Source organism: Caulobacter sp. BE254, from assembly GCF_031457295.1.
In the GTDB taxonomy this organism is placed as follows: Bacteria; Pseudomonadota; Alphaproteobacteria; order Caulobacterales; family Caulobacteraceae; genus Caulobacter.
Genome location: NZ_JAVDWJ010000011.1, coordinates 55840 through 77604 on the forward strand (window position 1 = coordinate 55840; position 21765 = coordinate 77604).

The window sequence follows — 21765 nt, forward strand, 5'->3', positions numbered from 1 at the left end:
CTCGCGCGCAATGAGCTGGAAACAGAGCCTCCCCGCCGTCCGCGGCAAGCTGCTGGTCGACGAGGCCCTGGCGCCGTTCACCTGGTTCCGGGTTGGCGGCCCCGCCGACGTGGTGTTCCTGCCGGCCGACGAGCCGGACCTCGCCGACTTCCTGAAGGCCCTGGACCCAGCCGTGCCGGTGCTGGCCATCGGCGTGGGCTCCAACCTTTTGGTCCGCGACGGCGGCGTCGACGGGGTTGTGATCCGGCTGGGCAAGGGCTTCAACACAGTCGAGGCCTTGGGCGATAACCGCATCAAGGCCGGCTCGGCCGTGCCCGACGCCATCCTGGCCCGCAAGGCCGCCGAGGCGGGCATCGCCGGGCTGGAGTTCTACGCCGGCATCCCCGGCACGGTCGGCGGCGCGACGGTCATGAACGCCGGGTGCTACGGCTCCGAGACCGTCAACGTCATCCGCTCGGCCCGGGTCATGGACCGCCAGGGGAACGTGCGCGAGATCAGCGGCGACCAGTTCGACTTCACCTACCGCCACAGCGCCTTGCAGGGCGCGGACCTGATCGTGCTGGACGCCATCTTCGAAGGGACCGCCGACGAGCCGTCGCAGATCAAGGCCCGCATGGCCGAGATCACCTCGCGCCGCGAGACCACCCAACCGATCCGCGAGAAGACCGGCGGCTCGACCTTCAAGAACCCGCCGGGCCATTCGTCCTGGAAGCTGGTCGACGAGGCCGGCTGGCGTGGCCGCCTGTACGGCGGGGCGATGTTCAGCCCGCTGCACAGCAACTTCCTGATCAACACCGGCGAGGCCACCGCCGCCGACCTGGAGGGCCTGGGCGACACCGTCCGCGCCGACGTCCTGGCCAAGACGGGCGTCCAGCTGGAGTGGGAAATCAAGCGCATCGGGCGGGTCGGGTAGGGCTGAGACGCTCTGCGTCCTTCGAGGCCCGCTGCGCGGGCGCCTCAGGATGAGGACCTCTGTGCTGACATCCTCATCCTGAGGTGCGAGGCGTAGCCGAGCCTCGAAGGACGCACGGCGCCCGAACCGCACGCATCTCAAAGGTTACGGATAGTTCATCCGGTTGTTGCCTATCCGCTGGCAGGAGCGGTGCTATGAACCCCTCAACGAGGGAGATTTCATGCGCCTGTTCCGTACCCTGCTGACCGCCGCCGCCGTTTCCGCCCTGATGGCCGGGGCGTCGCACGCCCAAGACGTCAAGACCGCCGAGGCCCTGCGCGACAAGGCCCTGCTGGACCGCACCGCCTGGGACGTCACCGAGGACCTGACCACCACCATCGGCCCGCGCCTCGTCGGCTCGCCCGCCATGGCCCGCGCCAAGGACTGGAGCGTGGCCAAGTTCAAGGCGCTGGGCTTCACCAACGTCAAGGTCGAGGAATTCGCCAAGCCCTCGTGGACGCGCGGCGAGGAGAGCGCCGAGCTGGTCGCTCCCTATCCGATGAAGCTGAGCATCGTCGGCCTGGGCCGCACCGTGCCGACCCCTGCGGGCGGGATCGAGGCCGAGGTGGCGCTGTTCAAGACGTATGCCGAACTGATCGCCGCGCCGGAAAGCGCCGTGAAGGGCAAGATCGTGGTCATCACCCAGCCGATGGTCCGCGCCCAGGATGGGGCCGGCTACGGCGTGGCCGGGATTTCGCGCCGCACCGGTCCGGTCGAGGCCGCCAAGCGCGGCGCGGTCGGCCTGCTGATCCGTTCGATCTCGACCTCGGACTCCACCGTGCCGCACACCGGCGTCACCGCCTTCGGCGACGGCGTGGTCTCGATCCCCTCGGCCGCCCTGGGCGTGCCGGAGGCCGAGCAGTTGGAGCGCCTGGCCGCCAAGGGTCCGCTGCGCATCAAGCTGAAGCTGGCCTCGACCGTCGATCCGGCCGACGTGGCCTGGAACATCTCGGGCGAGATCAAGGGCTCGGAAAAGCCCGACGAGGTGATCGTCATCGGCGGCCACCTGGACAGCTGGGATGTCGGCACCGGGGCCCTGGACGACGCCACGGGCGTGGCCATCACCACGGCCGCGGCCAAGCTGATCGGCGACCTGCCCAAGCACCCCAAGCGCACGATCCGCGTGGTGATGTTCGGTTCGGAAGAGAGCGGCGGCTCGTCGGAGGCCTACCTGGCCGCCCACAAGGACGAGGTTCCCAAGATCGTCGTGGCCGGCGAGAGCGACAGCGGCGCCGACCGCGTCTACAGCCTGCAGGTCCCCAAGGGTTCGGCCGGGCACCCGGCCATGCAGGCCGCCGCCCGCGTGCTGACCGCCCTGAAGGTCTATGTCGACCGCGCCCCGCCGGCCCACGCCGGGGCCGACATCGAGGGCCTGGAGGAGTCGGGCGTGCCGGTGATCGCCCTGAACCAGGACGCCAGCCGCTACTTCGACTACCACCACACCATGGACGACACCCTCAACAAGGTGCGCCCCGACGAACTGGCCCAGAACGTCGCGGCTTGGGCCAGCTTTATCTACCTGGTCGCCGACAGCGACATCGACTTCCGCGCCCTCAGCGCGGCGGCGCCGGCGGCGGCGGGGCACTGATCTCAAACCCTCTCCCGTGGGGAGAGGGAGGGACCCGCCGCGTAGCGATGGGAGGGTGAGGGGGTAAGGCGTCCGACGGCGCGCCGGCAGGGCGCTTGCGTGAAATCGGAGAGGGCGTAACCCCTCTCCCTCCCACGCTTCGCGCGGGCCCCTCCCTCTCCCTCAAGGAGAGGGTGCGCAAAAACCACGCCGCCTCTCCCTAACCCCTCCACACGACCCCGCTACCGCTGCGGTCCATGACCCCAGCCGAACGCCCCCTCGCCAACCAGCACATCGTCGTCCTGCTCGGCGGCCCGTCGGCCGAGCGCGAGGTCAGCCTGGCCACCGGCGCGGCCTACGCCGCGGCGCTGGAGCGCCTGGGCGCCCGCGTCACGCGGGTCGATCCCGGTCCCGACATCGCCCAGGTCCTGGCGAGCCTGGCGCCCGACCTGGTGGTCAACGGCCTGCACGGCCGCTGGGGCGAGGACGGCTGCGTGCAGGGCGTGCTGGAGACCCTGGGCCTGGCCTACACCCATTCCGGCGTCCTGGCCTCGGCCCTGGCCATGGACAAGGCGCGGAGCAAGGCGGTGCTGGCGGCGGCCGGCATCCCGGTGCCCGGCGGCGGGCTGTTCGACCGTCACGATGTCGCCCGCGACCATGTGATGCAGCCGCCCTATGTGGTGAAGCCCAACGCCGAGGGCTCGTCGGTCGGCGTGTTCATCGTGCGCGCGGGCGCCAACGGGCCGCCGCACGAGGTCGGCGCGCCGGACTGGACTTTCGGGGAAGAGGTGATGGTCGAGCCCTACATCCCGGGGTTGGAGCTTTCGGTCGCGATCCTGGGTGGGGCAAGGGATCTGCGGGCCCTGGCGGTCACGGAAATCCGCTCGTCCACAGGTTTCTACGACTATGACGCCAAGTATTCCGAAGGCGGCTCGATCCACGTCCTGCCGGCCCCGATTCCGGACGCCGCAAGGGACCGCGCCCTGCATCTCGCCAAGCTTGGCCATGCAAGTCTTGGTTGCCGAGGTGTGACCAGGGCGGACTTCCGTTATGACGGAATTAACGACCTTCTGGTCCTTCTAGAGGTCAATACGCAGCCTGGCATGACACCCACTTCGCTCGTCCCCGAGCAGGCGGACCACGCCGGCGTTTCGTTTGATCGTTTGGTGTTCTGGATCGTGGAGGACGCTTATGCCCGCAAGTGTGCGGGGGGGACCGCGTAAGCCAACGCGCCCCCGGGCCGAAGCGCCCGCAAGTCCGAAGGCTCGATCGGCCGCGCGCAACGCCGCGCCGCCGGCCGGGAAACTGCAAGCCGCCCGCAACGGCGGCGTGGGCGTGTCGCCGGGCCTGGCCCTGACCGTGGCCGGCGGCGCGCTGATCGTCGCCGTGGTCGCCACCCTGGTCACCGGCCATCGGGCCGAGCGCCTGGGCCAGGCCATGGCCCGCGGCGTCGACGGCGAGTTCGCCGACCTGGGCTTCAAGCTGAAGACCGTGCACATCGAGGGGGCCTCGCCGATGGCGAAGGCCGACATCCTCAACGCCACGGCCCTGTACCAGGACCAGCCCACCCTGGGCCTGGACCTGGCCGACCTGCGGGCGCGCGTCGAGGGCGTGGGCTGGGTCAAGAGCGCCAAGGTCGTGCGCCTGCTGCCCGACACCGTGTTCATCTCCGTCGAGGAGCGTCCGGCCCTGGCCGTCTGGCAGCATTCCGGCGCCATGCGGGTGATCGACGGCGAGGGGCGGATCATCCGCGAGGCCGACGCCGCGCGCTTCCCGCAGCTGCCGCTGGTGGTGGGGCAGGGCGCCGACCAGGCCGCCGGCGCCATCCTGCCGGCCGTCAACGCCCGACCGCGCCTGCGCGACCGGCTGGAGGCCCTGGTGCGCGTCGACGACCGCCGCTGGGACCTTCGCCTGAAAGATGGTTCGCTGATCCAGCTGCCGGCCATTGACGAAGAGTCCGCGCTGATTCAATTGGATCAACTCGATCAACGACAACGAATCCTCGATCTCGGTTTCGCGCGCATCGACCTGCGCGACCCGGAGATGGTGGCCGTAAGGCCTCGCGACGCGGTGCTGCCCGGGCAGCCCGTGGCCGGAGGGGCCTGAACATGAACTTGTGTGTGAGGTGACTGTAACCATGTCGCGACTGGATGACCGGAAACAAGCCCGCGAAGGCTTGAAGGCGACGCTGGTGCGTCAGCCGGCGGTCGCGGCCGTCGACCTTGGCGCGTCCAAGGTCACCTGCTTCATCATGAAGGCCGATGGGATCCATCGCGACAACCGAACCCTGACCACGGCCGGCGTCGGCTACGTGCAATCGCGCGGCGTGCGCGGCGGGGCGATCGTCAACCTCGACGAGGCGGCCCAGGCCATTGCCCAGGCCGTCGAGCGGGCCGAGACCGTGGCCGGCGTCAACGTCCAGGGCGTCAGCGTCTGCACGGCCGGCGGCCAGCTGGCCAGCCATCGCGTCCACACCCAGGTGTCGCTGGGCGCCCGGCCGATCGGCGACGGCGACCTGTCGCGGGCCATCGCCTCGGCCCTGGCCCAGGTTCGCATTCCCGGCCGCAAGCCGATCCACCTGCTGCCGATCGCCTGGTCCGTCGATGGCCAGCGCGGCATCCGCGACCCGCGCGCCATGTTCGGCCGCGCCCTGGGTCTGGAGCTTCTGGTCGTCTCGATCAACGAGAACATCTTCCACACCCTGGCCCACTGCGTGGAACGGGCCCACCTCAGCTTCGAGGGCGTGGTCGCCGCGCCGTTCGCCTCGGCCCTGGCGGCCCTGGAAGAGGACGAGATGGACCTGGGCGCGGTCTGCATCGACATGGGCGGCGGCTCGACCTCGGTGGCGGTGTTCAACAACGGCGCCCTGTGCCACGTCGATAGCCTGGCCGTCGGCGGCGGGCATGTGACGCAAGATATCGCCCGCGGCCTGCAGACCTCGGTCGCCGGCGCCGAGCGCATCAAGACCCTGCACGGATCGGCCATCGCCTCGGCCAACGAGGACCGCGAGATGATCGAGGCCCCGCCGCGCGGCGACGATCCGGGCGCGGGCCCGGTGATCGCGCCCCGGTCGCTGCTGAAGGGCATCATCCAGCCGCGCGTCGAGGAGACGCTGGAACTGCTGCGCGAGCGCCTGAAGGCCTCTGGCGCGCCGGTCGAGCCGGGCGCCGGCATCGTCCTCACGGGCGGGGCCAGCCAGCTGGCCGGGGTGCGCGAAGTGGCCGTGCGGGTGTTCGACCGTCCCGTCCGCCTGGGCCGTCCGCGCCGGGTGCCGCACCTGGCCGACGCCGCCTCGGGACCGGCCTTCTGCGCCGCCGCCGGCGTCCTGCATCGCACGGCCTTCGGCCCGCGCGAGGTGGTCTCGCCCAAGGCCCTGGCCGGGGCGGCGATCCGCAAGCGCCCGCTCGACCCCAACGCCAGCCCGGTCGCCCGGGCAGCGGCCTGGCTGCGCGACAATCTGTGATCGAACGATCGCGGGGCTCGCCTCGCTTCGCCGCCCACCGACGCAAGCTTGGCTGAGTCGCGCGCCCTGGCGCGTGACTGTAAATTTTTGTGACCAAGCGAATTTTCCGTCTTGGCCAAGCTCGCCAAGAACAGCGGCCAAGTCTTAACAGATCTTAAGCATGAACGTTTACGATCTAAGTGTCGGAAACGCCTCACAGCCTAGTTTTCGAGGCCTCGAAAACCGGGTTTTCCAAAGGTTTTTCGGACAGCGGCGTTCCGTCGCACGAACCTTCGAGCTAGCTTGGGCGAGCGGGCGATTCCTCAGCGATTCCTTGGGATAACTGGATTTTTTCCCTGCCGTGGGGATCGACCCCGGGCCGACTCAGCTTATGCAGTTAACCACCGATTAAGGTTGGTGGTTGTTCTGTTAACCCGATCGTCGAGATGACTCCCGGCGGTTGATCCGCTCGGTAGTTGACGAATTCGGCGTTTAGGACGCGAGGGTCCCATGGCTATTTCTCTTTCCGCGCCGCGTACCACTGAACTGAAGCCGCGTATCGTGGTGTTCGGCGTCGGTGGGGCCGGTGGCAATGCTGTCAACAACATGATCGAGGCCGGCCTCGAGGGTGTTGAGTTCGTGGTGGCCAACACCGACGCGCAGCAGCTTCAGTTCGCCAAGACGGACCGTCGCATCCAGCTGGGCGTGCAGGTCACGCAGGGCCTGGGCGCCGGCGCTCACCCCGAAGTCGGCATGAGCGCCGCCGAGGAGAGCTTCCCGGAGATCGGCGAGCACCTGGACGGCGCGCACATGGTGTTCATCACCGCCGGCATGGGCGGCGGCACCGGCACCGGCGCGGCCCCGATCATCGCCAAGTGCGCCCGCGAGCGCGGCATCCTGACCGTCGGCGTGGTCACCAAGCCCTTCCACTTCGAAGGCCGCCACCGCATGCGCCTGGCCGACGCCGGCATCGGCGAGCTGCAGCGCTATGTCGACACCCTGATCGTCATTCCCAACCAGAACCTGTTCCGCGTCGCCAACGAGCGCACGACCTTCGCCGAAGCCTTCGGCATGGCCGACCAGGTGCTGCACTCGGGCGTTCGCTCGATCACCGACCTGATGGTGCTGCCCGGCCTGATCAACCTCGACTTCGCCGACGTCCGCACGGTCATGACCGAGATGGGCAAGGCGATGATGGGCACCGGCGAGGGCACCGGCGAAGACCGCGCCCTGATGGCCGCCCAGAACGCCATCGCCAACCCGCTGCTGGACGAAGTCTCGCTGAAGGGCGCCAAGGCCGTGCTGGTCAACGTGACCGGCGGCATGGACATGACGCTCCTTGAAGTCGATGAAGCGGCGAACGCGATCTCGGATCAGGTCGACCCGGAAGCCAACATCATCTTCGGCGCCGCCTTCGACCCGTCGCTGGACGGCGTGATCCGCGTGTCGGTGGTCGCCACCGGCATGGACGGCGCCTCCATCGCCCAGATCGAGCCCAAGCCCGTCTCGCGCAACACCACGGCCCAGCCGCTGATCGCCGAGACCCGGCCCGCCGCGCCGCAGGCCGCCCCGGCGCCGGCCCCGGTCGCCGCCGAAACCACCCGCCCGGGCATGCGCTACGAGCCGCGCCCGATCGAGCGTCCCGCCGCCGCCCCGGTCGCCTCCTACGCGCCGGAACCGGCCTACGAGGAACCCGCTCCGGTCGCCGAAGCCCAGGAAGACCTGCGCTTCGAGGAGCCGGTGATGGAAGAGCCGCGTGTCGCCGCGCCGGCCCCGCGCGTCACCCGCATCGTCGACCCGATGGTCGCCGAGGCCGAGGACGAGCCGCTGTACAGCGAAACCTACGAAGACCGCCGGGCCCAGAAGTCGGGCGGCTGGATGAGCCTGTTCGGCGGCGGCCGCCAGCAGCGCTACGAGCAGCAGCCGGCTCCGGCCCCGCGCCAGACCGGTTCGGCCCGTCCGCAGTCGCAACCCCTGGACCAACCGACCACGGACGAGGGCGAGGATCTGGAGATCCCGTCGTTCCTGCGCCGCCTGGCCAACTGAAAGTCCCGACAAGTTTAGTGGCGTAACAGTAAGCGTAAACGAGACCCCCGGGGCGAAAGCTCCGGGGGTTTTGCTTTGGCGGTCGCTGGCGGGGACAGGCGCATGCGCCTGTCCCCAATCATGCGCCTCAGTGGGTCTTGGCGGCCGCGTCGGCGGCGGCGTCGGCCTTGCGCTCGGCGACGCCGACGGCGTCGGAGGTGTTCTTGGCGGCCTTGTCGGCGGCCGCGGCCGTGTTGTCGACCGCCTTGTCCGTGGCCGCGGCGGTGTTGGCGGCGGCGGTGTTGGCGTTGGCGGCGGTGTCCTGGGCCGCCGAGGCGGTGGCCTTGCCGGCCTGGTCGGCGGCGGCGCCGGCGTGGTCCTCGGTCTTCTGCGAGCAGGCCATCAGCGACAGGCTGGCGATCGAGGCGGAAATCAGCAGGGCGGTGCGCATGGGTCTCTCCGTGGCGGCGGGACGTTGATCGTCCTCGCGGTGACCCGGCGCCGATCGGCGCCGGGCGGGGTGGAGGCGGAAGCCTCGGGGTCCCAACGCCCGGCTTGGCCTTAAGGCTCCGCCCGACGGTGTCGGGAGGCGGAAAAGCGGGTTAGGATCGGCAGGGTCTGCCAGGCTTTCGGAAAATCAGGTCACGATGAAGCTCACTCGCGCCGATCGAAAGATCCTGGAGATCCTCCAGCAGGACAGTTCGGTCACGAACGTCGAACTGGCCGAGCGGGTCGGGCTGTCGCCCAGCCCCTGCCTGCGCCGGGTCAAGCAGTTGGAAGCCTCGGGCCTGATCGCCGGCTATGTGGCGTTGCTGGATCGCCGCAAGGCGCGGCTGGACCTGCTGGCCTATGTCGAGGTCCAGGTCGACCGCCACAGCGAGACCGCCGCCGAGGCCTTCGCCGACGCGGTCCGCCGCGAGCCGATGGTGGTGGGCTGCCACGCCATGACCGGCGGCTACGACTACCTGCTGCGCGTGGTCGCCCCCAACCTGGACGCCTATGCCGACTTCACCATGAAGCGCCTGCTGAAGATGCCGGCGGTCAAGGACATCCGCTCGTCCTTCGTGCTGGAGACGATCAAGGACGCGACAGCGTTGCCGCTGGACTATCTGGAGTAGAGGGGCTTATGCGGTTGGGGTTCCAATCGCATGAATAAGATCGCGGTGTTTTAGTGCGTCCTCGATCCTTTCCTCAAGGTCTTCCCACATAATTTCGGTGATCGAATTTCCATTACGAAGAAGCTCGACAAGAATTTTAGCTCTCTCTTGAGAGCCGCGAATAAGCGTTCTGAGAAGGGATAGAGCGACCGCAACCTCCGCGCTCTCATATTCATGAAGAGGTAATCGATCGATGGTCGCAGCGGCATCATCAAAGGTATGTTGTGGAAATCCAAACTCTGCCAAGGCAGGCAACTGCTCGTCGTTCTGGAGTGCTCCAGGCACGGACGCGATCGCTGCCACAGCCATGTCAGAAGCCCACATCGCTGCCTGCATGCGAATGTACATCGCAGTATTGATCTCGCGGGAGCGACGCTTATTCTCATGATGATTTTGATAAGCGGCCACGGCTACAGCGGCCAAAATTGCGATGATAGATCCTACGGCTTGAACCCAAGCCGCAGCATCCTTGCCAGCTGATAGTTTCGAGATGCCCTCGTAGACGCCCGTCGGGGTCACTATCACCAGCACAAAGATCGTGCAGCATCCACCGACTAGCCAGTTGCCCCACTTCATAACTGCGGCGTCCTTCTACTGAAACAGCATCAGAGCTATCGGGCTGCCCATCCGCCCCGGATGGGGCCACGCCTTAAAGCCTTGGTGGATCGGAGCTCTGGCGTCTGGCCGAGTCAAGGACGACGCGGAGCGTCGCCGCGACGCGGCCGCCGGAGGCGGTCCTTGACTCGGCCAGCCGCCAGAGCAGGCTCGCCTACAAGGTTTTAAGGCGCGGCCTCGCCGCTGCGGGCGGATTGGACAGGAGGGGGCACCCGCGATCCGCTCACAGCCTTCCGCGCCGGCCGCCCTTGAGCTTGTCGAGCGCGCGGCGGGCGTGTTCGACCTGTGGCGCCATGGGGGCGGCCGGGGCGGCTTCCGGAACGGCCGGGCGCCGGGTGTCCGCCTGCATCGCCCTCAGGTCAGCCACGCCCTGGGTGGCGGCCAGGCCGGCGGCGACGACGTCGGTCATCGTGGGCGCGGCGGGCTTGGCGCGCTCGCGGGGGGTGATCAGCGCCACCTTGCGGGCCATGGCGGCCAGGTCGCCGATGGCCTTGGCCTTGTCGCGGGCCTGGCGGATGGCGGCGGGATCGTTGGTGGCCTCGATGCTCTTCCAGGCCGCCTCGAGGGCGTCCATCAGCTTGATCTGGAAGTTCAGGCACCAGGCGGGGATGTCTTGAGCTTGGGTCATGCCGCCAGTGTGCGGCCGTCCTGGAGGGTGGGGACAGGAAACGTGCGTTTTTGTGTACGGCGTTGATTGAGTTGGGGTTTGGTTCTACGGGAGCGGGGATAAGTCAGATCCTCCCCCTCTGGGGGAGGTGGCCCGGAGGGCCGGAGGGGGATTGCGGCATTGGCCGCAAGACCCCCTCAGTCGCTTCGCGACAGCTCCCCCAGAGGGGGAGCATCTGCATGGCGACCCTGTGGATAACTTTGCGCGCCGTCAGCGAAAGATCGGGATCCAAGCCGGCGAGGGTCGCGTGACTTGTTTCGATGAGCGTATGTGACGTGATATTCTTCGCGTAGATATCGGCACATTGTGACCGACATAACCGCAACGCGGGTCACAATCGCCACGTTCTGCCGCCGCCTTCGCGCTAAACCTGACCCTGGTTCTGCCAAGGAGCGCGGCGCATGCTGGTTGTCGATCAAAAGTCCCTGTCGCCCGCCCTGGTCTCGCCGGTGCGTCCGGCGCTGGAGGGCGTGGGCGCCTACAAGGCCGGCATGACCCTGGCCGAGGCGGGCCGCCTGGCCGGCCGCGCCGACCTGTCCAAGCTGGCCAGCAACGAGAACCTGCTGGGGTGCAGCCCCAAGGTCGCGCAAGCGGTGCAGGAGGCCCTGGCCAGCCCCGAGATCTATCCCGACCCCTATTGCGAGACCCTGCGCGCGGCGATCGGCGAGCGGCTGGCGGTGGATCCGGCCCGCATCGTCATGACTCCCGGGTCCGAGGCCCTGATCGACTACCTGTTCCGCGCCGTGCTGCACCCCGGCGACAGCATCCTGCTGTCCTCGCCGACCTTCCCGGCCTACGAGATCTTCGGCCGTTGCGCCGAGGCCAGCCTGATCGACGTGCCGCGTCTCCAAAGCTTCGACCTCGACGTCGAGGCCTTCAAGCTGGAGGCCGCCAAGGGCCCCAAGCTGCTGGTGCTGTGCACGCCCAACAACCCGACCGGCGCGGCCCTCTCCGGCGTCGACCTGGCCGAGATCCTGGCCGTCACGCCGCGCTCGACCGTGGTCTTCATCGACGAGGCTTACCGCGAATATCACGAGGCCTTCGACACCCTGGCCCTGCTGAAGGCCTGGGGCGGGACCTGGGTCTCGGGCCGCACCTTCTCCAAGGCCTATGGCCTGGCCGGCCTGCGGGTCGGCTACGGGATCTGCTCGTCGGCCGAGCTGGTCGGCTATCTCGACCGCATCCGCCCGCCGTTCAACGTCACCGCCATCAGCCAGGCCGCCGCCCTGGCCGCCTGGACCGACGTCGAGCACCTGGAGCGGACCGTCGCCCTGACCATCGCCGAGCGCGGCCGGGTCGAGGCGGCCCTGGACGCCCTGGGCGTGGAGCGCACCCGAAGCGCCGCCAATTTCGTGTTCCTGCGCAGCCCGGCCGGCGCCGAAGCGACCGCCGCGCGTCTGTTGCGGGAAGGGCTTATCGTGCGGCCCACGCCCGTGCCCGGCGGCTGGGTGCGGGTCACCATCGGCCGCCCCGCCGACAACGACCGCCTGATCGCCGCCCTGCCGGCGGCCCTGGCCGTGTGACGGAGATCGCGCCGCCGCTGCATTCGCCCTCATCCTGAGCTTGTCGAAGGACGAGGGCGCACCACCTTTCCATCACGATCGCTTCGCTGGAGCCCTCCCATGACGATCACGACCGAAAACCCCCTGGGCCTCGACGGCTTCGCCTTCGTCGAGTTCACCAGCCCCGAGCCCGCCGCCATGAAGGCGCTGTTCGAGCAGCTTGGTTTTGTCCCGGCCTCGACCCACCCGACCAAGGCCGTGACCCGCTACAAGCAGGGCCGGATCAACCTGCTGGTCAATGACGAGGCCACCGGCCAGGTCGCCGAGTTCCGCGCCGCCCACGGCCCCTCGGCCAACGGCATGGCCTTCACCGTCGCCGACGTCGACCAGGCCTATGCCGAGGCCCTGAAGCGCGGCGCGGTGGCGGCCGACGCGAGCCTGACCGTGCTGGGCGACGGCGCGCGGGTGCTGGAAGGCATCGGCGGCTCGATGCTGTACCTGGTGGCCGGTCCGGACGCGGTGTTCTCCAGCTGGACGCCGGTTCCCGGCGCGGCCGAGGCCGAGGCGGCCAACAGCGTCGGCCTGGACCTGCTGGACCACCTGACCCACAACGTCCGCCGGGGCCAGATGCGCACCTGGTCGACCTTCTACCGCGACGTCTTCGGCTTCGAGGAGCAGAAGTATTTCGACATCAAGGGCCAGGCCACCGGCCTGTTCAGCCAGGCGATGATCGCCCCCGACAAGGCCATCCGCATCCCGCTCAACGAGAGCCAGGACGACCAGAGCCAGATCGAGGAGTTCATCCGCCAGTACAACGGCGAGGGCATCCAGCACCTGGCCCTGACCACGCCCGACATCTACGACACCGTCGAGAAGCTGCGGGCCCGGGGCGTCAAGCTGCAGGACACCATCGAGACCTATTACGAGCTGGTCGACAAGCGCGTGCCCGGCCATGGCGAGGACCTGGAGCGCCTGAGGAAGAACCGTATCCTGCTGGACGGCAAGGTCGGCGAGGAGGGGCTGCTGCTGCAGATCTTCACCGAGAACCTGTTCGGTCCGATCTTCTTCGAGATCATCCAGCGCAAGGGCAACCAGGGCTTCGGCAACGGCAACTTCCAGGCCCTGTTCGAGAGCATCGAGCTGGACCAGATCCGCCGCGGCGTGATCACGGTCGAGGCTTAGGGCTTTCGCCCGAATGCCCCTTCCGTGTCATCCCGGCCGAAGCGTAGCGTAGAGCCGGGACCCAGGGGACTGGGCTGATGCGGTGCGGTTCCCCTGGGTCCCGGACAGCCTCTGCGAGGCTTCCGGGATGACAACGATAGATGACGGCCAGAGGGTCACGGAAACGCTCATGGACCTCCAGTACCAATCCGGCTTCGGCAACCACGTCTCCAGCGAGGCCGTGCCCGGCGCCCTGCCGGTCGGCCAGAACTCGCCGCAGAAGCCGCCCTACGGCCTCTATGCCGAGCAGCTGTCGGGGACGGCCTTCACCGCCCCCCGCCACGAGAACCGCCGCAGCTGGCTCTACCGCCTGCGGCCCAGCGCCGGCCACGGGCCCTATGCGCCCTACATTCAGGAGGCCCTGGCGAGCGGGCCGTTCGATGCCGCGGTCCTCACCCCCAACCGGCTGCGGTGGGATCCGCTGGAGGTTCCCCAGACGCCGACCGACTTCGTCGACGGCCTGGTCACCCTGGCCGGCAACGGCGACGTCGCTGTCCAGCAGGGCATGGCCGCCCATCTCTACCTGGCCAACAGCTCGATGATCGATCGGGTGTTCCAGAACGCCGACGGCGAGCTGCTGATCGTGCCGCAGCAAGGGCGCTTGCGCTTCGTCACCGAGCTGGGCCGGATCGACGCCGCCCCCGGCGAGGTCGTTGTCATCCCGCGTGGCGTCCGTTTCCGGGTCGAGCTGGACGGCCCGTCGCGCGGCTATGTTTGCGAAACCTACGGCCAGGGGTTCCGCCTGCCCGAGCTGGGACCCATCGGCTCGAACGGCCTGGCCAACAGCCGCGATTTCCTGACCCCCGTCGCCGCCTTCGAGGATCTCGACCATCCCATCCAGGTGATCCAGAAGTTCCAGGGCGGCCTCTGGGCCGCGATCTGGGACCACAGCCCGCTGGACGTGGTGGCCTGGCACGGGAACCTCGCGCCCTACAAGTACGACCTGGCCCGGTTCAACACGATCAACACGGTCAGCTTCGACCATCCCGACCCGTCGATCTTCACCGTGCTGACCGCGCCCAGCGAGATCCCGGGCACGGCCAATGTCGACTTCGTGATCTTCCCGCCGCGCTGGATGGTGGCCGAGCACACCTTCCGCCCGCCGTGGTTCCATCGCAACGTGATGAGCGAGTTCATGGGGCTGGTCACCGGCGCCTATGACGCCAAGGCCGGCGGCTTCTCGCCCGGCGGGGCCAGCCTGCACAACATGATGAGCGACCACGGCCCAGACGTCGCCAGCCACAAGGGCGCGACGGAGGCGGAACTCGGGCCGCACAAGATCGACGGGACCATGGCCTTCATGTTCGAAAGCCGCTGGGTGATCCGGCCGACGAAGTTCGCGCTGGAGACTTCCGCGCTTCAGGCCGACTATGACGCCTGCTGGACCGGCTTTCCGAAGGCCAAGCTGCCTTAGGGCGTCGGTCGGCCCAACAACGAAGCAAAGAGGAAGCGCACATGAAGCTTGCGTCCCTGAAGGGCGGCCGCGACGGCCGGCTGGTGGTGGTCTCCAAGGACCTGGCCTGGTACACCGACGCCGGAACGATCGCGCCGACCCTGCAAGCCGCCCTCGACGACTGGGAGCGCTGCGAGCCGATGCTGAAGGCCCTGGCCGAGAGCCTCGAGCACGGGGGCGTGCCCCAGGAGCGCTTCCACGAGCACGAGGCCGCCAGTCCCTTGCCCCGCGCCTACCAGTGGATCGACGGCAGCGCCTATGTGAACCACGTGCAGCTGGTGCGGCAGGCTCGCGGAGCGGAGATGCCTGAAAGCTTCTGGACCGATCCGCTGATGTACCAGGGCGCCTCGGACGGTTTCCTGGGGCCGCGCGACACCATCCCGCTGGCCAATTCCGCCTGGGGCTGCGACCTGGAGGGCGAGGTGGCGGTGATCGTCGGCGACGTGCCGCTGGGCGCGACCCGCGAGGAGGCCCTGGAGGCCATCATCCTGGTCATGCTGGTCAACGACGTTTCCCTGCGCAACCTGATCCCGGACGAGCTGGCCAAGGGGTTCGGCTTCGTCCAGTCCAAGCCGGCCAGCGCCTTCTCGCCCGTGGCGGTGACGCCGGCCCTGCTGGGCGAGGCCTGGAAGGACGGCAAGCTGCACGGGGCGCTGCTGGTCACCCTGAACGGCGAGGACTTCGGCAAGGCCGACGCCGGGGTCGACATGACCTTCGACTTCGCGACCCTGGTGGCTCACGCCGCCAAGACCCGCGCCCTGGCGGCCGGCACCATCGTCGGGTCGGGCACGGTCAGCAACCGCGGCCCCGACGGCGGGCCCGGCAAACCGATCGCCGAGGGCGGCGTGGGCTATTCGTGCCTGGCCGAACTGCGCACGGTCGAGACCCTCCTGAGCGGCGCGCCCAAGACGCCGTTCCTGATGGGCGACGACACGATCCGCATCGAGATGCGCGACGCCAAGGGCCATTCGGTCTTCGGCGCCATCGAGCAGACGGTCGAGCGCATTTGAGCCCAGGGGCCGCGCCCGAAACCGAGTCTGTCGGGCGGGTCTGGGTCACGCCGGCCGGCGTGAACCTGGGCCCGCTCGACCAGATCGCCGATCCCGGGGCGCGGAACTATGTGCTGCAGATCGGCGACAGGCGCTTCCACGGCTTCGTGGTGCGCCAAGGCGAGGCGGCGTTCGGCTATGTCGACCGCTGCCCGCACGCCGGCCTGCCGCTGGCCCAGGTGCTGGACCGCTACCTGACGCCGGACGGCCAGCTGATCGCCTGCTCCTGGCACGGGGCGCTGTTCGAGATCGTCGGCGGGACCTGCGTCGGCGGCCCCTGTGTCGGGGCGCGATTGTCGCCGTGGCCGGTGCGCGTCGAGGACGGCCGGATCGTCACGGCCTGAGGCCTGCACGAAAGCTCCACGCCGCCTTTCCCGTCCGTGGAAACCCGCGCCACGATCGAGCGATCTCACGCCCTTAAGTCTGCTCCGTAGAACAGGGAGCCGACCAATGCCTTTCGCCCAGGTGCAGATGAACGACTACGCCGTGGTCATCCATGCCGGCAACGACGCCTGGACCTGGCAGGTGATGGATTTCGAGGCCCGCGTCGCCGCCAGCGGCGAGGCGCCGGACCGCGAGAGCGCCTGGCGCAGCGGCCTGTTCGCCGCCGGGGCGGTGGGCAGCCTGGCGCGGATCGGTCGCCGGCTGTGAGCCTGGCAAGCCAGGCTACAGGCAAAAGAAAGGCCGCCTTCCACAGGAGAGAAGACGGCCGAAAGTCGCATAGGAGGAAACGCCCAGAAGGGCTGAAATCTCTATAACTCAAGACCGCTTTCGTGACAACGTTGTCATGGAATTTTTTTTCAGGCAGAGCTGAAAACCGTCGCCGCGGTGGTTCGAACGGCCTTGGCGCGGGCGCGGCGGGCCGCCAGACTCACGGCGATCCAGACGGAGCCGCCCCGTGAGCCTGACCCTTCGCCTCGCCGTTCCCGAGGACCTGCCCGCCCTGCGCGACCTGATGAACGCCTCGATCGGCGAACTGCTGAGGCCCTTCCTGGCCCCGGATGAGGTGGCGGCCTCGTTCGACGTCATGGGGCTGGACAGCCAACTGATCGCCGACGGCACCTATTTCGTCGTGGAGGACGGCGGAAACCTGGCCGGTTGCGGCGGCTGGAGCCGGCGGGCCACCCTGTTCGGCGGCGACCATTCGGCCGGGCGCGACGCGGCCCTGCTGGATCCGGCCCGCGACGCGGCCAGGGTGCGGGCGATGTACACCCATCCCGACCATGTCCGCAAAGGGGTGGGCCGGCTGATCCTGGAGGCCTGCGAGACCGCGGCGGCGGGGGAGGGGTTCACGCGCTGCGAGCTGGCCGGAACCCTGGCCGGCGAGCCGTTGTACCGGGCCTGCGGCTATCATGAGATCGAACGGTTCTTCGCGCCGACCTCCCGCGGCGTGCAGGTGCCGCTGGTGCGGATGGGTAAGGCGCTGCCGGGGGCGGTCCAATAAAAAAGGGCGGATCCGAGGACCCGCCCTTTCCTACGCTTACGCGGTACGCTGTGCTTAGCGGAACAGGCTGAGGATCGACGACGAAGACTGGTTGGCGATCGATAGCGCCTGGATGCCCAGCTGCTGCTTGGTTTGCAGCGACTGCAGCTTGGCGCTTTCCTTGGCCAGGTCGGCGTCGACCAGGTTGCCCACGCCGGCGTCGAGGCTGTCTTGCAGCTTGCCGACGAAGGTCAGGTGGGTGTCCAGGCCGGTCGAGCTGGTGCCCAGCGAGGCCAGCTTGTTGGTCGCCGTGCCCAGAGCCTTGCTGACGCTGTCGATCATCGACTTGGCGGTCGCCGCGGTCGTGAACGTCGCGTTGGCCGACAGGCCGATGCCCGTCAGCGACAGGGTCTTGGCGGTGACCGTGAACTGCGAACCGTCCGCGTTGGCCAGGAAGGCCAGCTTGGTGGTCGTGCCGTCGGCGATCGAGACGCCGTTGAACTTGGCGTTGGTGACGGCCTTGGTGATCTGGTCGCGCAGGCTGTTGAAGTCCGACTGCAGGGCGTTGAACGAAGCGGTGTTCAGCGAAGTGTCGGAAGCGGCCAGGGCCTTTTCCTTCATCTTGCCCAGCAGGTCGGTGACGGTGTCGCCGGCGGCCAGGGCCACGTCGATGGTCGACTGGCCGCGTTGCAGCGAGTCCTTCACGGCGTTCAGCGAGCCGGCGGTGCTCGACTGGTTCTTGGCCATCGCCCAGATCGCGCCGTTGTCCTTGGCGTTGCCGACCTTCTTGCCGGTGTTGATGCGTTGTTGCGTGACCTGAAGTTCGCTGTTGGTGGCGTTCAGGTTTTGCAGGGCGATCATCGCGCCCGAGTTCGTGTTGATGCTGTTCAGAGCCATTTCGGCGGTTTCCCATTCAAGGTTGCCGACGTCATTTTGACGGTCGGGAGCATTTTGCTCGTCGCCAGCATCCACGATCGTGCTTTCGATATTGTAAAAGTGTCGCAGCTATTTTCGCGGCGTGGATAATGACTCGTTAGTCATTCCGATTCGACGAAAGTCCTTGTGTTGAATCGAGTGCTTTTGGTTGAGAGTCCTGGGGGGAATCTTAACCCGCCGTTGACTCTGCCGGCCGGGACCTGATCCTGACAATACAACATCTGGTAGGCGCCGGCTCGGCGCGGGGCGAGTCTTGTCGCGCCGCGGGCGAAAGAAAAGGGCGGGTCCAAGGACCCGCCCTTCAAGGTGCTGAACTCGACGTCCGAACCGCTTAGCGGAACAGGCTGAGGACCGACTGGGACGATTGGTTGGCGATCGACAGCGCCTGAACGCCCAGCTGCTGCTTGGTTTGCAGCGACTGCAGCTTGGCGCTTTCCTTGGCTAGGTCGGCGTCGACCAGGTTGCCCACGCCGGCGTCGAGGCTGTCCTGCAGCTTGCCGACGAAGGTCAGGTGGGTGTCCAGGCCCGTCGAGCTGGTGCCCAGCGAAGCCAGCTTGTTGGTCGCCGTGCCCATGGCCTTGCTGACGGTGTCGATCATCGACTTGGCCGCGGCGGCGGTCGTGAAGGTCGAGGCGGCCGACAGGCCCAGGCCGACCAGCGACAGGGTCTTGGCGTTGACGGTGAACTGGGTGCCGTCCGCGTTGGCCAGGAAGGCCAGCTTGGTGGTCGTGCCGTCGGCGATCGACACGCCGTTGAACTTGGCGTTGGTGACGGCCTTGGTGATCTGGTCGCGCAAAGAGGTGAAGTCGGAGACCAGGGCGTTGAACGAGGCGGTGTTCAGCGAGGTGTCGGAAGCGGCCAGGGCCTTTTCCTTCATCTTGCCGAGCAGGTCGGTGACGGTGTCGCCGGCGGCCAGGGCCACGTCGATGGTCGACTGGCCGCGCTGCAGCGAGTCCTTCACGGCGTTCAGCGAGCCGGCGGTCGAGGACTGGACCTTGGCCATCGCCCAGATCGCGCCGTTGTCCTTGGCGTTGCCGACCTTCTTGCCGGTGTTGATGCGTTGTTGCGTGACCTGAAGTTCGCTGTTGGTGGTGTTCAGGTTCTGCAGGGCGATCATCGCGCCCGAGTTGGTGTTGACGCTATTCAGCGGCATCCGACGTATTCCTATTCAAGGGTTCCGACGTCATTTTGACTGCCGGGAGCATTTTGCTCGTGATCAGGATGTCGGCCGCTCGTTTAAAATGAATGAACCCGGAACTTCTTGCTGGAGCAGGATTGTTAAGCGGGAAAAATCTGCATGCCTATATTACAATCGTAGGGACGTGTGTCGATTTGACGCAATACTCGTCCGAGCCAGCAATTGCTTTGGATGGCGACAACTTGCCGGCGAAATCGCCCGGCGAAGCCTGCGACCGAATGTCCGCCGCTGGAAGGTCAGGCGCACAGTCGCTGCGGCGCCGGGTCGCGGTCGTCGGCGTCGAAGAGGTCGAAAGCCTCCTCCCAGGCGGCCTGTCGCGAGGCGCGCAGGGCCGCGTCGTCGATGATCCGGACGATCTGGTCCTCGCGGTCGTCCCACACCAGGCCGATGTCGGCGGCCCGTTCGGCGTCGCGGCCCAGCAGCAGGATGATGTCGGCCCGCAGCACGCGCTCGGGGCTGAGCCGCATCAGGGTGCGCCCGCCGCCGAGGTCGCGGTGGATGTCGGCGAAGCCGAGCACGGCCGAGATCATGGCGGCGCTGACCGGGGCGACGTGCCAATCCTGGGTGAGAAGACGGTTCATGGGCGGGCTCCAGATCGGGTGTTCTGTCCGGCGGGGTTCTTGAGTCTCGCTTTTGAAGGTGTTCTGCGTCAAAAACGGTCGTATAGAGTCCGGCCATGCGACACGACAAGGCGACCCGACTGCTGGACCTGGCCCGGACGCTGGCCGGATCGTCCGAGGGCCTGACCCTGGACGAGATGGCGCGCGCCATGGGCGTGGGCCGGCGCACCGCCGAGCGCATGCGCGACGCCGTCTGGACCGCCTTTCCGCAGATGGAGGCGATCGAGGACCCGCCGACCAGGCGTTTCCGCATCCCGTCAGGTCTGGACAGCCTGTTCCAGACCCCCACCGCCGAGGAACTGGCGGCCCTGCGCACCGCCGCCGACAGCTACGCCGCCGGCGGCGCCGAAGGGCGGGCGGCCGCCCTCTACGCCCTGGAGCGCAAGCTGCTGTCGGCTCTGCGCGGCGCGGCGCGGCGCAAGGTGGCCCCCGACGTCGAGGCCCTGGTCCAGGCCGAGACCATCGCCGTCCACCCCGGCCCCCGCCCGTTCGAGAGCGAGCAGGTGCTGACCGCTATCCGCACGGCCGTGAAGGGCCTGCAGGCCCTGTCGTTCCGCTACGAGGGCGGCAGCGCGCCAGGCCGCACCCGCAAGGTCACGCCCCTGGGCATCCTGTTCGGCCACAGCAACTACCTGGTGGCGACGGAGGGCAAGGACCCTCGTCCGCGCACCTTCCGCCTGGACCGCATGCAGGCGGTGGCTGCCCTGGACGAGCCGGCCCCGCCGCCCGAGGATTTCTCGTTGCAGGCCTTCGCCGACGAGAGCTTCGGCATCTATCACGGCCAGATCGAGGACGTGGTCCTGCGCATCGGCCCCAGCCGGGCCGAGGACGCCCTGCGCTGGCGCTTCCATCCCAACCAGGTGGTGACCCAGGACCCGGACGGCTCGGTCATCGTCGCTTTCCGGGCCAGCGGCATGCTGGAGCTATCCTGGCACCTGTTCACCTGGGGCGACGCGGTGGAGATCGTCTCGCCGCCGGGGCTGCGCGAGATGATGGTCGAGGAACTGAAGACGGCACTGAAGGCGCACGAGAGCTGATCGCGCCCCGCGCTCTGGCTAGGGCTGTTCCTCGACAAAGGCGCGGACGATCTCGGCGAAGGTCGCCGGGCGTTCGAGATACAGAAAGTGGCCGCTGGCTGGCACGATCATCCTCCGGGCGTGCGGCATCAGGGTCTCCAGCGCCTTGGCCTGCTCCTGCACGTCCTTGATGTCGACCTCTCCGACCAGGATCAGGGTCGACGCCTGGATCTCGCCCAGGCGCGGTTTGGCGACGGCCAGCGGGCGCTCGCGCGCGCCGGCGCCCAGATTGCCGGGATTGGCCTTCAGCCAGGCCACCACCCGGGCGCGTTCGGCGTCGGCGGTCTTGGTCAGGATGTAGGGGTCCTTCACCGCGCCCTCCAGGTCGCCCATCTTCACCTTGGCGGCCAGGTTCAGGCTGCGAGCGATGAAGCCGAGCGAGACGTCGAAGCCGCTGACCCAGGGGCCGACCAGCACCAGGCGATCGACGGCCTCGGGATGAGCCAGGGCGTAGTCGACGGCGATCCCGCTGCCCGACGACGAGCCGACGAAGGTGGCGTGCTCCAGCCCGACCGCCTTCATCAGAGCTTCCAGATCCTTGGCCGGAGCATAGGCCGCCAAGGCGGGAGACGAGGCGCCATAGCCCCGGCGATCGTAACGCACGACCCGGAAGCGCTGGCACAGGATCGGCCAGACGTCGTCGAACGCGGCCGAGTGCAGGATGCCGTCGTGCAGCAGCACGATCGCCTTGGGGCCGGCACCGCAAGTCTCGTAGGCCAGCGTCCCGCCGTCGACGGCCAGCGTGGCGCGGGTCGAGGTCGCGGGCTGGGCCGTCGCCACGCCGCCGCCAAGCAGCAGGCAGCCGAGGGCGATCGCCGCAACGGGCGTTGAAAACAGGCGCATCGATGTCTCCTGGTTGAAG

At 68.2% G+C, this 21765-nt stretch carries 22 protein-coding genes and 1 pseudogene; 15 read left to right on the plus strand and 8 right to left on the minus strand.

The window, feature by feature from the left end:
* Positions 1-10: 10 nt before the first annotated feature.
* A complete protein-coding gene (gene murB / locus J2X41_RS18295) occupies positions 11-913 on the plus strand; it encodes a UDP-N-acetylmuramate dehydrogenase (RefSeq protein WP_310083980.1) in 903 nt (300 codons plus the stop codon).
* Here murB and J2X41_RS18300 read toward each other — a convergent pair.
* Positions 888-1045 (minus strand): annotated as a pseudogene (locus J2X41_RS18300) (hypothetical protein). The gene murB and the pseudogene J2X41_RS18300 overlap by 26 nt on opposite strands.
* A gap of 88 nt (positions 1046-1133) precedes the next feature.
* Between J2X41_RS18300 and J2X41_RS18305 the strand changes: the two are divergent.
* The 5 genes from J2X41_RS18305 to ftsZ all read left to right on the plus strand — a co-directional run bounded on the left by J2X41_RS18305 (position 1134) and on the right by ftsZ (position 8007).
* Positions 1134-2540 carry a M20/M25/M40 family metallo-hydrolase gene (locus J2X41_RS18305; protein WP_310083982.1) on the plus strand — a complete coding sequence of 469 codons (1407 nt, stop codon included), beginning with the start codon at positions 1134-1136 and terminating at the stop codon, positions 2538-2540.
* A 236-nt stretch (positions 2541-2776) separates the two neighbouring features.
* Complete coding sequence (locus tag J2X41_RS18310) at positions 2777-3742, plus strand: D-alanine--D-alanine ligase (RefSeq protein WP_310083984.1); 966 nt, start codon at positions 2777-2779, stop codon at positions 3740-3742.
* Positions 3711-4625: a cell division protein FtsQ/DivIB gene (locus tag J2X41_RS18315; protein WP_310083986.1), complete on the plus strand. Its 915-nt coding sequence runs from the start codon at positions 3711-3713 to the stop codon at positions 4623-4625. Before J2X41_RS18310 ends, J2X41_RS18315 begins: the two co-directional genes overlap by 32 nt.
* Before the next feature lie 31 nt (positions 4626-4656).
* Positions 4657-5982 carry a cell division protein FtsA gene (gene ftsA / locus J2X41_RS18320; protein ID WP_310083988.1) on the plus strand — a complete coding sequence of 442 codons (1326 nt, stop codon included), beginning with the start codon at positions 4657-4659 and terminating at the stop codon, positions 5980-5982.
* A 489-nt stretch (positions 5983-6471) separates the two neighbouring features.
* Entirely contained in the window at positions 6472-8007 is a 1536-nt protein-coding gene (ftsZ, locus tag J2X41_RS18325; protein WP_310083991.1) for a cell division protein FtsZ, read from the plus strand.
* A 127-nt stretch (positions 8008-8134) separates the two neighbouring features.
* Here the strand turns inward: ftsZ and J2X41_RS18330 are convergent, their stop codons facing one another.
* On the minus strand, positions 8135-8437 hold the full coding sequence (locus tag J2X41_RS18330; protein ID WP_310083994.1) for a hypothetical protein: 303 nt from the start codon (positions 8435-8437) through the stop codon (positions 8135-8137).
* A 196-nt stretch (positions 8438-8633) separates the two neighbouring features.
* Between J2X41_RS18330 and J2X41_RS18335 the strand changes: the two genes are divergently transcribed.
* The gene (locus tag J2X41_RS18335; protein ID WP_056760809.1) at positions 8634-9104 is read left to right on the plus strand and encodes an Lrp/AsnC family transcriptional regulator; all 471 of its coding nucleotides are present in this window, start codon (positions 8634-8636) and stop codon (positions 9102-9104) included.
* Positions 9105-9110: 6 nt separating this feature from the next.
* Here J2X41_RS18335 and J2X41_RS18340 read toward each other — a convergent pair whose 3' ends face one another.
* Together J2X41_RS18340 and J2X41_RS18345 are read right to left on the minus strand one after the other, a co-directional pair.
* Positions 9111-9719, minus strand: coding sequence for a hypothetical protein (locus J2X41_RS18340; protein WP_310083996.1), 609 nt, complete (start codon positions 9717-9719; stop codon positions 9111-9113).
* Positions 9720-9981: 262 nt separating this feature from the next.
* Positions 9982-10386: a hypothetical protein gene (locus J2X41_RS18345; RefSeq protein ID WP_310083998.1), complete on the minus strand. Its 405-nt coding sequence runs from the start codon at positions 10384-10386 to the stop codon at positions 9982-9984.
* A 440-nt stretch (positions 10387-10826) separates the two neighbouring features.
* Here J2X41_RS18345 and J2X41_RS18350 point away from each other — a divergent pair, with 440 nt between their 5' ends.
* The 7 genes from J2X41_RS18350 to J2X41_RS18380 all read left to right on the plus strand — a co-directional run bounded on the left by J2X41_RS18350 (position 10827) and on the right by J2X41_RS18380 (position 17094).
* Entirely contained in the window at positions 10827-11948 is a 1122-nt protein-coding gene (locus J2X41_RS18350) for an aminotransferase class I/II-fold pyridoxal phosphate-dependent enzyme (RefSeq protein WP_310084003.1), read from the plus strand.
* A gap of 99 nt (positions 11949-12047) precedes the next feature.
* Positions 12048-13109 (plus strand): 4-hydroxyphenylpyruvate dioxygenase, encoded by a 1062-nt coding sequence (hppD, locus tag J2X41_RS18355; RefSeq protein ID WP_310084006.1) that lies wholly within the window; start codon positions 12048-12050, stop codon positions 13107-13109.
* Between the two features lie 169 nt (positions 13110-13278).
* The gene (gene hmgA / locus J2X41_RS18360; RefSeq protein ID WP_310084009.1) at positions 13279-14562 is read left to right on the plus strand and encodes a homogentisate 1,2-dioxygenase; all 1284 of its coding nucleotides are present in this window, start codon (positions 13279-13281) and stop codon (positions 14560-14562) included.
* A gap of 41 nt (positions 14563-14603) precedes the next feature.
* Positions 14604-15611, plus strand: coding sequence for a fumarylacetoacetate hydrolase family protein (locus J2X41_RS18365; RefSeq protein WP_310084012.1), 1008 nt, complete (start codon positions 14604-14606; stop codon positions 15609-15611).
* The gene (locus J2X41_RS18370; protein ID WP_310084014.1) at positions 15608-15994 is read left to right on the plus strand and encodes a Rieske (2Fe-2S) protein; all 387 of its coding nucleotides are present in this window, start codon (positions 15608-15610) and stop codon (positions 15992-15994) included. Before J2X41_RS18365 ends, J2X41_RS18370 begins: the two co-directional genes overlap by 4 nt.
* Before the next feature lie 106 nt (positions 15995-16100).
* Positions 16101-16301, plus strand: a complete 201-nt coding sequence (locus J2X41_RS18375; RefSeq protein WP_028040174.1) for a hypothetical protein — start codon at positions 16101-16103, stop codon at positions 16299-16301.
* A gap of 247 nt (positions 16302-16548) precedes the next feature.
* Positions 16549-17094 (plus strand): GNAT family N-acetyltransferase, encoded by a 546-nt coding sequence (locus tag J2X41_RS18380; RefSeq protein WP_310084017.1) that lies wholly within the window; start codon positions 16549-16551, stop codon positions 17092-17094.
* 54 nt (positions 17095-17148) lie between these two features.
* Here the strand turns inward: J2X41_RS18380 and J2X41_RS18385 are convergent, their stop codons facing one another.
* From J2X41_RS18385 to J2X41_RS18395, 3 genes are all read right to left on the minus strand, one after another.
* Entirely contained in the window at positions 17149-17970 is an 822-nt protein-coding gene (locus tag J2X41_RS18385) for a flagellin (protein WP_310084021.1), read from the minus strand.
* Positions 17971-18340: 370 nt separating this feature from the next.
* Entirely contained in the window at positions 18341-19162 is an 822-nt protein-coding gene (locus J2X41_RS18390; RefSeq protein ID WP_310084025.1) for a flagellin, read from the minus strand.
* A 281-nt stretch (positions 19163-19443) separates the two neighbouring features.
* On the minus strand, positions 19444-19788 hold the full coding sequence (locus tag J2X41_RS18395) for a hypothetical protein (RefSeq protein WP_310084027.1): 345 nt from the start codon (positions 19786-19788) through the stop codon (positions 19444-19446).
* Between the two features lie 95 nt (positions 19789-19883).
* Between J2X41_RS18395 and J2X41_RS18400 the strand changes: the two genes are divergently transcribed.
* Positions 19884-20864 (plus strand): YafY family protein, encoded by a 981-nt coding sequence (locus J2X41_RS18400; protein WP_310084031.1) that lies wholly within the window; start codon positions 19884-19886, stop codon positions 20862-20864.
* An 18-nt stretch (positions 20865-20882) separates the two neighbouring features.
* Here J2X41_RS18400 and J2X41_RS18405 read toward each other — a convergent pair whose 3' ends face one another.
* Positions 20883-21746 (minus strand): alpha/beta hydrolase, encoded by an 864-nt coding sequence (locus J2X41_RS18405; protein WP_310084034.1) that lies wholly within the window; start codon positions 21744-21746, stop codon positions 20883-20885.
* Between the last annotated feature and the right edge of the window lie 19 nt (positions 21747-21765).